Genomic DNA, 14358 nt, shown 5'->3' with positions numbered 1-14358 from the left:
GTCATGCACCCGTGCCCGGGGACATCCCTGTCGTCGGGTGTTGCAGCCGCGGTGCGGAGGGCCTACGCGGTGTGCGGTGAGGTCTCGTCGCGGCGACCGCGTGTGAAGTAAGCGATCGGGCCGATGAAATTGACCGCGATAAATGCGGCCCACATCTTCTTGCTGCCGTTGATCTGCCACGGATCGCGGCGAGCGAGATCGGTCCACGCGGCGATCGCGAGTGCCATTTGTACTGCCGCTGACATGGCGACGGCGGTGCGCTGGCGGTGCGTCAGATCAGACCACGACTTGCGGCTTCGTCTGCTGTGCATTATTCGTCCCCTTCTCTCTCACCGAAGATATCGCACGGGCGTTTGTGTTGACGACAGTGCGGATTTCAGTCCACGGCTGTCAGCGGAAGAGGCGTCGGCCCTCCGAGCGCGGGCGCACGATCAGAAGCGGGCACGTGGTGATATGCAACAGGGCCTCGCTGGTCGAACCGAGTGTCATACCGGCGAATCCGCCGCGGCCGTGGCTTCCGACCACGATCAGCTGAGCTTCCTCCGCCTCGGCCAGCAGGTGACGCACCGGACGATCTCTGACCACGACGACCCGCACGGCGATGTCGGGATACTGCTCCTTGCGCCCCGCGAGGCATTCTGCCAGCAGGGCCCGCTCTGACTGTTCTGCGGCCGTCCACTGTTGCGGATCGATGTGGATCTGCGACAGGTTCTGATCGGACCAGGCGTGTAGCGCAACCAGTTCAGCACCACGCAGTGCACATTCTTCGAAGGCGACGTCGATGGCGGCGGCACTGTTGGCGGATCCGTCGACTCCGACGACGACCGGCCCCGCGCCGTCCTCGATCCGAGACCACCCCTCGATCACCGCGACCGGGCAGCGTGCGTGGCGGGCGACGATCGAGCTGACGGAACCGAGCAAGCCGCCCGTGAATTCACCGAGACCGCGCCGGCCGACAACGATCATCCTCGCGGAGTCCGAGCAATCGACGAGCGCCGCGGGCGCGTACTGCGCATGTACCTCGGTGCGGATCTCGACTCCGCCCCCGCGGTTCTGGGTTTGCGCAATCCCGACCGCGGCGGCCAGGTCTCGTTCGGCGCGGGCGCGCAGTTCGGTTCCGATGCAGGGGACGGCCTCGGCGCCACGATAGCTGACGCACGACAGGATCAGGAGTGGAGCGTGGCACATTCCGGCCTCACGCGTAGCCCATCGCACGGCGTCCGACGACGATGGGGATCCGTCGACGCCCACGACTATCGGTGCGTTCGTCACGGTGTTCTCCTCGAATCCGTCGGGACGGATGGGGCATCGGTGTGGGGCGGTGCCGGAATCGTGTCCGGACGGCAGATCGTGACGGGGCAGGGAGCGCGATGCAGCATGTCTTGACTGGTCGATCCGAGCAGCGCCCGTCCCAGCGCTCCTCGCCCGTGGCTTCCGACGACCAGGAGTTGCGCCTGACGACACCGCGCGAGCAGGGCATCCGCCGGGGTGCCGCGTTCGGTGACCTGTTCGATCGTCACGTCGGGGTACTCGGTCCGGCAGCCGGCGACGCTTTCGGCGAGTAGTACGCTCTCTGCCGCCTCGACCGGATACTCGTGGCGATGCGAATCCCCTTGGGGCGCTACGCCCGTCCAGGTGTGAACGGCCACGACGGGCACCGCGAACGACTCCGCGAACGAACACGCCCACCGCACCGCCGCGATGCTGATCTCGCTTCCGTCGACGCCGACGATCACCGGCCAGCGGTCGGGCACGGCGGGACCCGTGGCCTGCCGCCACACAGTGACCGGGCATTCGGCGTGGTGCGCCAGCCGTAGGGCCGTGGCGTTCAGATATCCCTCGACGGGCCCGGCACACGACGATCCGATCGCCACCATCGAGGCCGACGATGCCACATCCAGCAGGACATCGGCGGGAGTCGGCCCCGTCATGGTTGTGCATTCGATCGCGGCGGCTGGTTGTTCGCCGCGGATGATGTCGGCGGCACGCGCGAGCGCGGCGTCGCCGAGCACACGGTGCGCCTCGATGTCCCGGACCGGTGCCGGCACCCCATAGAAGACAGGTGCCTGTGGTAGGACGTGAACCAGTCGGAGCGGCACGTTCCACTGCGCGGCGACAGCGGCGGCCCAGCGTGCCGCCGCCTCCGCCACGGCCGAGCCGTCGACCCCGGCGACGATCTGCCGGCCGCCCGTGCCGTGCCCGGTCACCGCTACCTCACCATGTCCCACCGGTTGCATCCCACGACGACGATCAGCGCCGATATCGTGGCCGGCGGGGCGGTGATGGAGAACCTGCGCCGAAGGGGATCGAGTCTTCCGGTGGGTTCGTCGAGGACGGGGACGGAACCGTACGATTTCGTGAGCCCCGCGGTGCGGACGTCGAGCGAAGTGGCCATGTGCCCAGGCTCTCAGCTGTCGGGACGATGTCAGTAGGGTCTTCGGTCCCCGAATGACGGTCGCGCGGACGGACCGCAGTGCTGCCGACGGTGCGCCCTGTCACCGATGACAATCGGCCCTAACCCGCAGACCCCGCGCGATGGACACTGTTGTCATGCACCAGATCTCCGGCACGAATCGTGACCTAGCGTGGACTGAAGTGGAGACGATCGTGGACACCACAATTCCTGAGGTGAACGTGGTTCGAATCGCGGTGGACCTTGCGTGTCGTGCACCCTCGGTGCACAACAGCCAGCCGTGGCAGTGGACCTATTCCGACGGTCGCCTGGACCTGCACACCGACCGCGGCCGGCTCCTGGCGTCGACCGATCCGAAGGGTCGGCAACTGGTGGTCAGCTGTGGCGCTGCACTGCATCACCTGGAAACTGCGCTAACCGCTCTGCGATGGACGGCAGACATCGAGCGACTTCCCGACGGGCTTCGTTCCGGGCATCTGGCGACGATCAGGTTCCAACATGACGCGCACCCGCAGTCACACGACTTCGATCTCCTCTCCGCGATCCGCCACCGGTATTCGGATCGGCGTCCGTTTGGTCCGTTGAGTGTGAAGTCGCCGCTTCCGCGCACTCTGCCGGACGTTATCCGCGCCCCGGGGGTGCATCTGACGGTCCTGCCACCCGAAGCTCGCGCGACCCTCGCGGCAGCCACCGAGATCACGGCCGCAGCACGAAGGTACGACAGCGCATATCACACCGAGTTACACTGGTGGGCAGGTCATTCCATTCTATCCGGTGGGATTCCCCCGAATGCTCTGGAAACAGCGGAGAACCTCTCCCGGGTGGACATCGGGCGCGGTTTTCCCGCCGGTCGCGACGATGATTCCGCCGAGGAGATCGATCGGTCCACGGTGCTCGTGATAAGCACCGATGCGGATGGGCGGCCGGACTGGCTCCGCGCCGGCGAGGCGCTGTCGGCGGTGCTCCTGGAGGCGACGGTGGAGGGCCTTGCGACCTGCCCCCTGACCCATATGACCGAACTTCGGCAGAGCCGTGAGTTGATCCGTGAACTGCTCCCCGACCGTGGATTTCCTCAGGCCCTGATTCGGCTGGGTGTGACGGACAAGAAGCTCACTCCGCGGCAGACACCGCGGCGCCCCACAGACTCGGTGTTGTCGGTCGTATCGCATCCGCGGTAATCGCCGACGGCCTTCCCGCCGAGATCTCTACAGAGCGGAGGTTGCCGAATGATCAGCATCTTTCTCGTGGACGATCACGAAGTCGTGCGCCGTGGCATCGCGGAACTTCTCACCGCGGACCCGGATCTCACCGTAGTCGGAGAGGCGGCGTCGTATTCTCAGGCGCTGGCCCGGATCCCTGCGCTCCGACCCGATGTCGCCGTGCTCGACGTCCGTCTGCCCGATGGAAACGGAGTCGAGTTGTGTCGCGAACTGATGTCTCGGATGCCCGGCATCCGCTGCCTGATGCTCACCTCGTACACCGATGATCAGGCGATGCTCGATGCCGTCCTCGCCGGTGCGAGTGGGTACGTGGTCAAGGACATCCGCGGCATGGAACTCACCGAAGCGGTCCACGACGTGGGCGCAGGCAAGTCGCTGCTCGACAGTCGCGCGGCGGCAGCGCTGATGGCAAAACTGCGGTCGGACGCGAGCTCGGAGCGCGGAACCATCGCCCGCCTGACCAACCAGGAACGGACCCTTCTCGCCCTGCTGGGTGAGGGACTGACGAACCGGCAGATCTCGGAGCGGATGTTCCTCGCGGAGAAGACGGTCAAGAATTACGTGTCACGGCTGCTGACGAAGCTGGGGGTGGAGCGACGGACCCAGGCCGCCGTCATCGCCACTAAAATGAGCCCACCCCCGACCTGACCCGCCCGGGTGTGCGCATCCTCTTTTGCGCCCTGCCATACGGTGGCCGTGGAACAAGCCGAGGGTGACCCACACGAGGATGAGCGGTGTCGGTCATCGACTCACTGCTCGCCGAAAATGCGGAAGCGGTTCTGCGCGAGTCACTGAGCAACGTTGTGCGGCACGCCGCCGCCGACACGGCCACGGTCACGGTCACGGTGTCCGTGTACGACAACTTGACGATCGAGGTCGCCGACAACGGTGTGGGCATTCCGGACGACGCCGTCATCCGGAGACTCGACAATCTCGCCGCCAGGGCACGTCAGGCCAACGGGCGGTTCAGCATCGACACGACCGCGGGCGGCGGCACCACGATTCACTGGTCCGCGCCGCTGCCCTGACCTTCGACCAGTGCCGCGAAGGTGAGGACCTTCTCCCCTACGGCGCCGGTTGCGGCGGCGGTGACGATGGTGTTGACGGGATCATTCACGCGAATTCGAGGAGACCATCATGACCGCGCAGCATCCGATTGTCGTCGGGTTAGACGGGTCGCAGTCATCCCTGCAGGCTGTGTCGTGGGCTGCGCGGGAAGCTGCGTTGCGCAGCGCTCCATTGACGTTGGTCACCAGCATGTTCGTGCCCGGTACCTATGGTGTGCCGATCGGGGTTCCCGTCAGCCTCTTCGAGGAAGAGGAACTCGCCACCAAGCAGCGACTCGCGCAGGCGGAAGAGGTGGTCGCCCAGGCCGCGGCGGGGCATACCCTCGACGTCGACACCGCGTTCTGCACCGGGGTGCCCTCGGGCGAGTTGATCGAGCGGTCGAAGTCCGCGCGGATGGTCGTGGTCGGCGCGCATCGGCACGGGTTCTTCGAACGTGCGGTCCTGGGGTCGGTCAGTGCCGCGGTCGTGGCCCACGCGCACGCACCGGTCGCCGTCGTACGCGGCCTCCCGCACACCGAGGTCAACGCCATTTCCGGTCCGGTCGTCGTCGGTGTCGACGGCTCCGAGCACAGCGAATCCGCGATCACGATGGCGTTCGAGGAGGCGGCGCTGCGCGGCGTCGATCTGGTGGCGGTGCACGCGTGGTCGGATATCGATCTGTACGCGCCGTTCCCCAGCGATGTCGACTGGTCGCAGGTCGAGAGCCGCGAGCGTGCACTGCTGTCCGAAAGCGTGGCCGGCCGTGCCGAGGAGTTCCCGGATGTGACGGTGCGACCGCTGGTGGTCATGGATCAGCCGGCTCGGAATCTGCGGGAGCAGGCCGAGCATGCACAGCTGATCGTGGTCGGCAGCCGTGGGCGGGGCGGGTTCACGAGCATGCTGCTGGGTTCGACCAGTCGGGCGCTGGCGCATTCGGTGACCTGCCCACTGATTGTTGTCCGGTAGTGCTCGCGAGTTCGGACAGCACCGCCCGTACCACCGGTTCGACTGCTCCCGCGGCCACGGGTGAGAGCCCGCGGCCGTATCCGAGGTCGACCACCTCGACAGCGTAGAGCACCCACCGGCGGGGCAGTCGGTCGAGCACGCGCCCCAGTTCGAGTGCCGTGGCCAGTCCGACACCGTGTGTGCTGGTGTTCGGGGTTGGCAGCTCGGCAACGGCGGTCGGGTCGAATCGATGAACGGTTCCGGGTCGTGGTGGCTCGGACACGACGGCATCGACCAGGACGGCCAGGTCCGCTCCGGCCCAGGCGTCCAGCATGCGGGTGGGGTCACCGTCCGAGGTCGACACCCGAATGTCCGCTGCCACGCGGGCAGCGACTTCACGTGCGACGGCGGGTCCGAGGCCGTCATCGCGGCGGTAGTCGTTGCCCAGCCCGAGCACAACGGCGGTCATCGGCGGTCGATTGTGAGGGTGAGGAAATGAGTGGCGCATGAGATGCACGGATCGTAGTTGCGGATGATCCGCTCACACACCGCGGTCAGGTCGTCGTCGGCAAGCGTGAGATGTGCGTTCACGGCGGTGCGGAGGTCGTGTTCGATGGCCGCCTGGTTCTGTGAGGTGGGCGGGATGATGATAGCCGCCGTGAGGAGGCCGTCGGTATCGAGTTCGTAGCGGTGATACAGCAGTCCTCGCGGCGCTTCGCTGACGCCGTGTCCGACGGCGTATTTCGGTGCGGCGGCGGCGAAAGATGGCGCAGGCCGCTGGTAGCGGTCGATGATCCGCAGGGCTTCCTCGACCGCGTACACGACTTCGACGGCGCGGACGACGATGCTGCGATACGGATTGCGGCATTGCACGTCGAGTCCCGCTGCGGTGGCACTCGATGCGGCCTGCCCCGTCAACTGGGACGAATTGAGGGAGTACCGGGCGAGCGGGCCCGTGAGATAACGCCGACCGTCGAGTTCGGCGTGCAGAGCGGTGGAGTGCGGCACCTGGTGTTCGACGACGTGCCGGGGAAATTCCTCGGCCGGGCAGCGCAGTCCGGTGGACGAGACGATCTCGCCGTCTTCGATGGCGTATCGGGATTCGTGCCGGAGTGCGAGGAGATCGTGGTCGAGTTCGATGTCGGGGTAGGTGAACGACGACACCCAGTCAACCGTGGCCACCGCGTACTCGAGCGCGGCGCCGAGTTGTTCGGCGAGCGGAGCCAGTTCGGTGCGGGTCGGTGCGCGATGGAAGCCGCCGACGCGGACGTTCACCGGATGGATGGGACGGCCGCCGATGGTGTCGAGGATGGCGTTGCCCGCCTTCTTCAGGGCGAGTCCCCGCTCGATTGCGGCGCGATCGGTGCGGGCGAGTGCGATCGAGTCCGGCAGACCCAGGAAGTCGGGGGCGTGCAGGAAGTAGATGTGCAGCACGTGGCTCGCGATCCACTCCCCGCAGTAGAGCAGGCGCCGCAGATCGAGAACGGCATCGTCGATCTTGAGCGCACAGGCTTGTTCGAGCGCATTGCAGGCGCTCACCTGATAGGCGACCGGGCAGATGCCGCAGATCCGGGAGGTGATGTCCGGTGGTTCCAGATAGTGCCGCCCACGCAGGAACGACTCGAAGAACCGGGGTGGCTCGTAGATCGCGAGGGCCACCCGGTCCGCGCGGCCGTCGCGGATGGTCACGTCGAGTCGGCCTTCCCCTTCGACACGGGCGAGGGCGCGGACGATCAGCTCCCTACGGGCGGATGTCATTCCGGACGTCCGCCGTTGCCGGTACCGTACGCCGCGACGTTGAAAGTCGCGAAGACACGGGCAATGGCGGAATCGGTCATTCCGCAGGTGCGCAGCCATCCCGTCATCGACGCGAGATTCGGGTCGGTCGTCGGGCCGAAACATCCGTAGCACCCTCGCGAGACCGCCGGACACAGTGCACCGCAGCCGGAATGGGTCACCGGACCGAGGCAGGGGGTGCCGTCCGCGACCATCACGCAGGTCAGGCCGCGACGTTTGCATTCGGTGCACACGCTGGTGTTCGGGATGTTCGGCCGCCGCCCCGCCAGGTACGCCGTGATCACTTCCAGGAGCTGGCGTCGGTCGATTGGGCAGCCGCGCAGTTCGAAGTCGACCGGAACGTGCGCCGAGATCGGGGTCGAGGTCGCGAGGGTGTCGATGTAGTCGGGGCTGGCGTAGACGACCGCCAGGAACTCATCGATGTCGGCGAAGTTGCGCAACGCCTGAATTCCGCCGGCGGTGGCGCAGGCCCCGATTGTGACGAGGAACCGCGACTGCTCGCGGATCGCGCGGATGCGGTCACGGTCGGCGGCCGTGGTGACCGATCCCTCGACGAGCGAGACGTCGTACGGTCCGCCCGTGACGGTGTCGGACAGCTCGAGGAAGTGCGCGATCGACACGGCCTCGGACAGTGCCAGTAGTTCGTCTTCGCAGTCGAGGAGCGTGAGCTGGCAGCCGTCGCACGAGGCGAACTTCCAGACAGCGAGCGTCGGAGTGGTCTTCGGGGGTGCACTCATCACAGCTCCGGTGTTCGTAGGAGGGGTTCGGCGACGGTGTAGTCGACGACCGGGCCGTCCCGGCACAGCAGAAGCTCACCGAGCTGGCAGTGACCGCAGACTCCGGCACCGCACTGCATGTTCCGTTCGAGGGACACCTGGATGTCGCCGGGGCGCACATCCCGATCGGTCAGGGCCCGGGCGCAGAACCGCATCATCGGTTCGGGTCCGCACAGCAACGCGGTGGTCCGGGCCGGATCGACCGGCACCCGGTGTAAGGCTTCGGTGACGAATCCGACCGCACCCGTCCAGCCGGAGACCGGTTGGTCGATCATCAGCTCGACGGCAAGGTCGTCGCGGGATTGCCAGGCGGACAGCTCGGATCGGAAGAGGATGTTCGACGGAGTCCGCGCGCCGACGACGAGGGTGATCCGCCGGAACCGGTCGCGGGCGGCGAGGGCGGCGAGGATCACCGGACGAAGCGGTGCCAGTCCGACGCCGCCGGCGACGATGATGAGGTCCCGGCCGGACTCGCTGCGCAGGTCCCACCCGCGTCCGAAGGGACCGCGGACACCGAGCACGGTGCCGACCGGTGCGTCGTGGAGGGCCCGGCTCACGGCGCCCACATTCCGGATCGTGTGGACCAAGGTGTCGCGGTCCCGCGCCGGGTCGCCGCTGACCGAGATGGCCACCTCCCCGACACCGTGTGCGTACAGCATCATGAACTGACCTGGCGTGAACTGATTTACGGGTAGGACGCCGATCGGATGCAGCGTCAGGGTGACGGTGTCGTGCGTTTCGACCGTGCGGGAGGCGACGCGGTAACCGAGCGGAAGCATGCAGTCCTGTGGCACGGGTGTCACTCCTGACGGTGGCCGGCGTAGAGGTCGAGCAGCCGCGCCCGGGTGGACTGGAGGCGGGCGATGAGCACCCCCGACAGCGCCCGGGTGACCGCGTAGGTGAAGGCCGGATCGTCGGCGGCTGTCGCCTGCAGGGCGATCACATCCAGTTCGGTGGCGTCGGTCGCGGTCACGGCGTGCGCTGTGAATTGCCAGCGTGGATTCGTGCCCAGCCAGGACCAGCCCAGGATGTCGCCGCCGTGCAGTGTCTCGAGGCTGACGGTGCCGTGCCCCGGCACCACCGTCGTCAGGACCACACTGCCGGTCTGCAGCAGCCAGCAGCGGGTCGCCGGGTCGTTCTCCCGGAAGACGACGGCGCCGGGAGCGAATCGGGTCGCCGTCGTGAACTCTGCGAGCCGGACACGCTGTTCCTCGGCAAGCGCTGCGAGCGCGGCCGAAAGGACCGGTTCGCCGGCGTTCACTGGTCGTCCTGCCCCCACACCGGGAGGAGTTGCGCCAGCCGCGCCGCCTCCTCGGTGATGTCGATGCCGACGGGACACCAGTCGATGCACCGTCCGCATCCCACGCAGCCGGAGCTGCCGAACTGGTCGAACCAGGTGCCGAGTTTGTGGGACATCCACTGTCGGTAGCGGCTCTCCCCCGAGGTCCGCACATCGCCGCCGTGCAGGTGGCTGAAGTCGAGTTCGAAACAGGAAGACCAGTGCTGCCACCGCTCGGCGTGCTCGCCGGTCAGGTCGGTCATGTCCTCGGTGGTGGTGCAGAAGCAGGTGGGGCACACCATGGTGCAGTTGCCGCAGGTGAGGCACCGGTCGGCGACGTCCTCCCAGGCGTCGGCATCCCGCGCCCGCTGCAACAGTCCACGCAGGTCCGTCTCCGGCATGCGCCGGCCCATACGCTCGGTGGCGGTGGCGACCGCGGTGCGTCCTTCGTCGACGTCGCCGGGTTCGGCAACGCGGCATTCGACGTCGCCGAGGATCTCGGTGCCGGCTTCGGAGCCGACGTCGACCAAGAAACGGTGGGCGCGGTCGTCGAGGAGTTCGGTGAGCGCCAGATCGTAACCGGGACCGGCTGCGGGGCCGGTCCCCATGGAGGCGCAGAAGCACACCCCGCCGGGTTCGGTGCACTGCGCTGCGACGACGAACAGGTTCCGGAACCGGCGCGCGGTGGGAGTGTCCGCGTCCGGGTCCGGACACAGGACACGACGCAGGACCGCGATCGCCGCCAAGTCGCAACCGTGCACTCCGAGGAACGCATACGGTGTCTCGTCGTCGACGGGTGCCTCCCACGAGCCGTCCGGTTCGGTGGACCACAGTTGCCGCCGCGGCGGGTGCAGGAATTGTTTCCACGACTGCGGGCCCGACGAGTGCGCGAACACCGCGTCGTCGTCGCGGCGGTGCAGCCGGTACGTGCCGGGGCCGGTTTCCACGCCCCACCCCGTCGGCAGATCGGCGCCCGATCCAGTTCTCCCAGAACGATGGCGCTGTCACGAACCGTCGGGCCGACCACCCGATATCCGTGGCCACGAAGCACCTCGATCAGAAGATCGAGGCCCGTGCGGTCGAGGATTCGTTCACCCGGTCGCTGGACACGTGCGCTGCCCATACGCTGACTCCTCCGCCGGCGGAATTGCCGTGACCACTCATCTCCCATTGAGCCAGCGCACACCCGGCGGTGATAAGGGCCGTTCGGCCTTTCCTCCGGCATAGTCGGAGCCGGGCGGCCGCACTCACGATCGCGGCACGCCGCCGGTGTAATCCTCTGATCGGGCGAGGAGCAGCGGGCACGGGTCGCGACGACGAAGGTCACCGCGCCCAGTGACCGGGTGCTCTACCTCGGCGCTCGCGGACCGAGGTTCGCTGAACACATGATCGAACGCACGCGACGAGGGAGCGCACAGTGAATGAGCAGCAATGGTCGGTGGATGTCCGTCTCGACGAGCACATGGCGGACGGCTCCGAGATGTCGGTGTCGGCGCGGGCGCGGCTGGTGGGGCTCGATGGTGTGACGCTCGAGGGCGCTGGGCGGGCACGGCTGTTCGCCCGCCACTCCACCGCGGTGACCATCAGCAAGAAGGTGGCGGTCGCGCGCGCGTTGGCGGACCTGTCACACAGACTGCTCCGCTCGGCGGCCGACGAGGAGGCGGTCGCCAGGCGCGCGAACCGCGCGGCGCAGGAAATCGGGTCACCCGCGCAACCCGATATCGGGTAGCACGCATCTCCCCTCCATCCGTGTGGACACGTCTTCGGTCGCGTCCCGCAGTGTGACGAGCTGGCGCTGGTCCGCCTCGGGGATGCCGATCCCGAATTTCGTGTGCAACCGCACGAGGAAGTTCAGCCAGTCCATCGAGTCGAGGTCGAACTGTTCACAAAATGGTGAGTCGTCGGCCAGATAGTAGTGCGCCAGATCTCGACGTCGTCGTCCCTCCCGGACTTTCGCGACCCGCCGCCGGTACAGCAGGGCCGTGGTCACCAGGACATGGGCGCCGCCGAGCCGGATCCGGGTGGCCGCCGGTCCCGGTCCCTTTCCCGCAGAACATTAGTGAAACACCCGACACGCCTGGCGAACTCGGAGAAGGTCAGGTTCTCCGTGGCAAGCGAACTGGTGTCGATGTCCGCGCCGACGAATCGGAACGCGGACCTCTCTTCTGTGGGCCGTCGGCATGCCGATCGACGGTCTGCCTTACGCGTCGAGGTGAACGGTCTTGCGCGTGGCCGCTTCGAGGTCCGCGACCGTGGTTTCGATCAGTTGGTGGGCGAGATCGGCGAGCGCGCGGGCGGTGGCCAACTCGTCTCCGATCTCAGGGATTTCGGTGTCGTGCGGATTGCGGCGGGCCATTCCGACGCCGACCAGCGACGTGGTGTCCTGTGTGCGTAGGCGCGCCTCGGCCCGAGTCCGGGATCCGCCTTCTTCCGAGTCGTGTTCGTCGATGACAATGTCCACCGACCATTTCTTCTCGTGCGAGCTCATGGCTGTCTCCTCCTGGTAGTGGTGGCACGTCGCGGTTCGACATGTTCGATGTGTGCGGGCATGATGTCACTGCTTCCCAGCGAACTGTGCCGGTTCAGCCGGACGTTCGCAGTAGGCCCCCGCGATCCCACGAGGCGGCCCGCTCCAGGGCGGCGAGGAGGCGTTGACGGGCGACGCGTTCGGACAGTTCCGGAATGTCTGCCGCCGGAACTCCGGCCAGGTCTCGAACGCTCGCCGCGACGACCCGGGAGATGGTGGATCGGGAGATCGAGTCGTCGAACTCCACTGCAAGACGCGCGACAACCGCGTGTGCTGGGTCCGCATCGGTGCTTTCGGTGGGCGTATCGGTGCTGGCCATCGAGTGTCGATTTCCTCTCTGTGTGGTGGAGGTTCCTTCAGCATCGCCGCCTCGACGCCGGGATCGATAGAGGCGAAGGACCGTAGTCGGTGACTTGTGGCTCTGACCCCTCGGGCCCTCTGCGGGGTTGAATTTACTGAGACGGCATCGACGGATCAGGTGAGTACGGATGGTGAGCACGTTTTCCCGGTCGCCTGCGGGCCTGGTGGTCCGCCCGCTGGACACCGCCGACCATCAGGCGGTCCGTCGGTTGCACGAACGGTTGAACGAGTACGACACGTACATGCGGTTCTTCACCGTCTACCCCGCGCACCTGGCCGCGCTGGCGGAGGCGATTTGTGTGGCCGATCCCAGCCATTACGCGCTCGGCGCATTTGTCGACGGCACGCTGGCGGGTGTTGCCAACTATGTGGCCCTCGATGTCGGCGACGCACCCGCGGAGGTCGAATTCGCTCTTGTCGTCGACGACGAATACAGGATGCACGGGATCGGGACATTGCTGCTGTCCCGCCTCACCGCGGCCGCGCGACAGCACGGCGTCACGCGTATGAGGGCTGAGATTCTGGCGCAGAACGCCATGGTGCTGAAAGTGATTCGAGATCTGGGCTGGTCCTCTGCGTTGCACCGCGATCGCGCCGAGATGCACCTTGATCTCGACCTGGATGACGTTCCTTCGCCTGCGGTTGCGGGCGGATGAACGGGGTCGGCGTGCACGGGTGGACCTCGTCGGAATCAGAGGACCGTTCGGTCGACATCTTCCCGACGGTGGTCCGGGAAACCCACACAGCGTATGTGGCAATGGTCGGCCACGGCGTCCTCCTGGCGGATGGCATCTTCTGCCTTCCGGACGACGCGCGCATCGTAGATTGCCTCGCCGTCGACGACCGTCTGCGCCACACGCAGGGTGCGGCAGGCGCGCGGTCCGAGGAACGCGGACATGTCCGTCTGGCGCCGCGGTACCTGCGCGCGGATCGGCTTCCACCGGGGAGCCCACCATGAACGACATCGTGACCCTGACGATGAACCCCGCTCTCGACATCACCACGGTCACCGGGCGGGTCATCCCCACGGACAAGATGCGCTGCGGTGCCCCTCGGCGCGACCCGGGGGGCGGCGGTATCAACGTCGCCCGGGTCCTGAATATGCTCGGCGAACGGGCGACAGCAGTATTCCCGTCCGGGGGACACAGCGGCCGGGCACTCGAGGATCTCGTGGCGACCGAAGGCGTGCCCAGTCGCACTGTCACGATCCGCGGATCGACACGGGAAAGCTTCACCGTCAACGAGGAACAGACGACATTGCAGTACCGGTTCGTCTTGCCCGGCCCGCGACTGACACCCCGGGAGGTCGATTCGTGCCTCCACCTGCTGTCCACCACCGCTGCGGATGCCCGGTTCGTGGTGGCGAGCGGAAGTCTCCCCCCGGGCGTTCCGGTGGATTTCTATCAGATCGTGGCGGACATCGTGTCCGACCTGGGCGCGCGCCTGTTTCTCGACACGTCGGGTCCGCCGTTGCGGGCGCTCCGTCGCGGCGTATATCTCCTCAAACCCAGCATTCGGGAGCTGCGTGAGTGCGTGGGGCGCGAGTTGCAGACCATCGACGACCAAGTCACTGCTGCAAGAGATCTCATCGCGTCTGGGGTGTGCGAGGTTGTGGTGCTGTCGCTCGGCGCGGCGGGCGCGGTACATGTGACGGCGAAGGAGGCGGAGCATTGCCCCTCCGTGGCGGTTCCCGTGGTCAGCGGTGTCGGAGCGGGCGACAGCATGGTCGCCGGCACTCTCTTCGGGCTGGCACGCGGCTGGGAACTGCGGGACTCGGTGCGTTTCGGAATTGCCGCGGGAGCGGCCATGCTCGGGACCCCCGGCACGGCACTGTGCTGCCGCGCCGACATCGACCGCTACTACGCACAACTCACCGACCACGCCCCGGTGGGTGGTCGCGACAGGTGACCGGTGCGCCAGCTATGCGGCGGTGTCGATTCAGGGTATGGCGGAGACGGTCTACGGGTCATATCGGTCACCGAGTTCGTCGCACT

Annotated in this window: 20 protein-coding genes and 1 pseudogene; 7 read left to right on the top strand and 14 right to left on the bottom strand. The window is 67.1% G+C overall.

All coding sequences use genetic code 11. From position 1 onward, the window contains the following. Nucleotides 1–62: 62 nt before the first annotated feature. From BLV94_RS01385 to BLV94_RS01370, 4 genes are all read right to left on the bottom strand, one after another. Nucleotides 63–311: a PLD nuclease N-terminal domain-containing protein gene (locus BLV94_RS01385; protein WP_072946278.1), complete on the bottom strand. Its 249-nt coding sequence runs from the start codon at nucleotides 309–311 to the stop codon at nucleotides 63–65. A gap of 79 nt (nucleotides 312–390) precedes the next feature. After that, entirely contained in the window at nucleotides 391–1272 is an 882-nt protein-coding gene (locus BLV94_RS01380; protein WP_072946277.1) for a universal stress protein, read from the bottom strand. Then, nucleotides 1269–2207 (bottom strand): universal stress protein, encoded by a 939-nt coding sequence (locus BLV94_RS01375; RefSeq protein WP_072946276.1) that lies wholly within the window; start codon nucleotides 2205–2207, stop codon nucleotides 1269–1271. Before BLV94_RS01375 ends, BLV94_RS01380 begins: the two co-directional genes overlap by 4 nt. 2 nt (nucleotides 2208–2209) lie before the next feature. Beyond that, nucleotides 2210–2395, bottom strand: coding sequence for a hypothetical protein (locus BLV94_RS01370; protein ID WP_072946275.1), 186 nt, complete (start codon nucleotides 2393–2395; stop codon nucleotides 2210–2212). Between the two features lie 155 nt (nucleotides 2396–2550). Here BLV94_RS01370 and BLV94_RS01365 point away from each other — a divergent pair, with 155 nt between their 5' ends. The 4 genes from BLV94_RS01365 (at nucleotide 2551) to BLV94_RS01350 (ending at nucleotide 5646) form a co-directional block, all read left to right on the top strand. Then, nucleotides 2551–3591: an Acg family FMN-binding oxidoreductase gene (locus BLV94_RS01365; protein ID WP_072946274.1), complete on the top strand. Its 1041-nt coding sequence runs from the start codon at nucleotides 2551–2553 to the stop codon at nucleotides 3589–3591. A 48-nt stretch (nucleotides 3592–3639) separates the two neighbouring features. Then, nucleotides 3640–4281 carry a response regulator gene (locus BLV94_RS01360; RefSeq protein WP_072946273.1) on the top strand — a complete coding sequence of 214 codons (642 nt, stop codon included), beginning with the start codon at nucleotides 3640–3642 and terminating at the stop codon, nucleotides 4279–4281. An 86-nt stretch (nucleotides 4282–4367) separates the two neighbouring features. Further along, complete coding sequence (locus BLV94_RS01355; protein WP_072946272.1) at nucleotides 4368–4661, top strand: ATP-binding protein; 294 nt, start codon at nucleotides 4368–4370, stop codon at nucleotides 4659–4661. A gap of 109 nt (nucleotides 4662–4770) precedes the next feature. Then, nucleotides 4771–5646 carry a universal stress protein gene (locus tag BLV94_RS01350; protein WP_072946271.1) on the top strand — a complete coding sequence of 292 codons (876 nt, stop codon included), beginning with the start codon at nucleotides 4771–4773 and terminating at the stop codon, nucleotides 5644–5646. Here BLV94_RS01350 and BLV94_RS01345 read toward each other — a convergent pair. The 6 genes and pseudogenes from BLV94_RS01345 to BLV94_RS01320 all read right to left on the bottom strand — a co-directional run bounded on the left by BLV94_RS01345 (nucleotide 5570) and on the right by BLV94_RS01320 (nucleotide 10600). Next, nucleotides 5570–6094 carry a hydrogenase maturation protease gene (locus BLV94_RS01345; RefSeq protein ID WP_072946270.1) on the bottom strand — a complete coding sequence of 175 codons (525 nt, stop codon included), beginning with the start codon at nucleotides 6092–6094 and terminating at the stop codon, nucleotides 5570–5572. The two genes, BLV94_RS01350 and BLV94_RS01345, sit on opposite strands and share 77 nt — an antisense overlap. After that, nucleotides 6091–7383, bottom strand: a complete 1293-nt coding sequence (locus BLV94_RS01340) for a Ni/Fe hydrogenase subunit alpha (RefSeq protein ID WP_072946269.1) — start codon at nucleotides 7381–7383, stop codon at nucleotides 6091–6093. The genes BLV94_RS01345 and BLV94_RS01340 overlap by 4 nt, the downstream gene beginning before the upstream one ends. Then, complete coding sequence (locus BLV94_RS01335) at nucleotides 7380–8159, bottom strand: NADH-quinone oxidoreductase subunit B family protein (protein ID WP_072946268.1); 780 nt, start codon at nucleotides 8157–8159, stop codon at nucleotides 7380–7382. Before BLV94_RS01335 ends, BLV94_RS01340 begins: the two co-directional genes overlap by 4 nt. After that, on the bottom strand, nucleotides 8159–9001 hold the full coding sequence (locus tag BLV94_RS01330) for an FAD/NAD(P)-binding protein (RefSeq protein ID WP_083395411.1): 843 nt from the start codon (nucleotides 8999–9001) through the stop codon (nucleotides 8159–8161). The genes BLV94_RS01335 and BLV94_RS01330 overlap by 1 nt, the downstream gene beginning before the upstream one ends. Then, complete coding sequence (locus BLV94_RS01325; protein ID WP_072946266.1) at nucleotides 8998–9459, bottom strand: cyclic nucleotide-binding domain-containing protein; 462 nt, start codon at nucleotides 9457–9459, stop codon at nucleotides 8998–9000. Before BLV94_RS01325 ends, BLV94_RS01330 begins: the two co-directional genes overlap by 4 nt. After that, nucleotides 9456–10600: pseudogene (locus BLV94_RS01320) on the bottom strand (4Fe-4S dicluster domain-containing protein). The gene BLV94_RS01325 and the pseudogene BLV94_RS01320 overlap by 4 nt, the downstream one beginning before the upstream one ends. Nucleotides 10601–10894: 294 nt before the next feature. Here BLV94_RS01320 and BLV94_RS01315 point away from each other — a divergent pair. Further along, nucleotides 10895–11206 (top strand): dsRBD fold-containing protein, encoded by a 312-nt coding sequence (locus tag BLV94_RS01315; RefSeq protein ID WP_072946265.1) that lies wholly within the window; start codon nucleotides 10895–10897, stop codon nucleotides 11204–11206. On the opposite strand, the gene BLV94_RS50185 is transcribed toward BLV94_RS01315, so the two are convergent. From BLV94_RS50185 to BLV94_RS01300, 3 genes are all read right to left on the bottom strand, one after another. Further along, on the bottom strand, nucleotides 11180–11467 hold the full coding sequence (locus BLV94_RS50185) for an acyl carrier protein (protein WP_072946264.1): 288 nt from the start codon (nucleotides 11465–11467) through the stop codon (nucleotides 11180–11182). The genes BLV94_RS01315 and BLV94_RS50185 overlap by 27 nt on opposite strands. A 210-nt stretch (nucleotides 11468–11677) precedes the next feature. Further along, nucleotides 11678–11965, bottom strand: a complete 288-nt coding sequence (locus tag BLV94_RS01305; RefSeq protein ID WP_072946263.1) for a DUF1876 domain-containing protein — start codon at nucleotides 11963–11965, stop codon at nucleotides 11678–11680. 94 nt (nucleotides 11966–12059) lie between these two features. Then, nucleotides 12060–12323: a three-helix bundle dimerization domain-containing protein gene (locus BLV94_RS01300; RefSeq protein WP_072946262.1), complete on the bottom strand. Its 264-nt coding sequence runs from the start codon at nucleotides 12321–12323 to the stop codon at nucleotides 12060–12062. Between the two features lie 205 nt (nucleotides 12324–12528). Between BLV94_RS01300 and BLV94_RS01295 the strand changes: the two genes are divergently transcribed. Next, a complete protein-coding gene (locus BLV94_RS01295) occupies nucleotides 12529–13020 on the top strand; it encodes a GNAT family N-acetyltransferase (protein ID WP_244163405.1) in 492 nt (163 codons plus the stop codon). A 35-nt stretch (nucleotides 13021–13055) separates the two neighbouring features. On the opposite strand, the gene BLV94_RS01290 is transcribed toward BLV94_RS01295, so the two are convergent. Next, the gene (locus BLV94_RS01290) at nucleotides 13056–13262 is read right to left on the bottom strand and encodes a hypothetical protein (protein ID WP_072946260.1); all 207 of its coding nucleotides are present in this window, start codon (nucleotides 13260–13262) and stop codon (nucleotides 13056–13058) included. A 56-nt stretch (nucleotides 13263–13318) separates the two neighbouring features. Between BLV94_RS01290 and BLV94_RS01285 the strand changes: the two genes are divergently transcribed. Beyond that, on the top strand, nucleotides 13319–14272 hold the full coding sequence (locus BLV94_RS01285; RefSeq protein ID WP_072946259.1) for a 1-phosphofructokinase family hexose kinase: 954 nt from the start codon (nucleotides 13319–13321) through the stop codon (nucleotides 14270–14272). The last annotated feature ends 86 nt before the right edge of the window (nucleotides 14273–14358 follow it).

This window comes from Rhodococcus koreensis, assembly GCF_900105905.1.
GTDB lineage: Bacteria > Actinomycetota > Actinomycetes > Mycobacteriales > Mycobacteriaceae > Rhodococcus_F > Rhodococcus_F koreensis.
The sequence above is the reverse complement of the archived record's forward strand: the minus strand, read 5'-3'. Positions and strand labels throughout refer to the sequence as shown.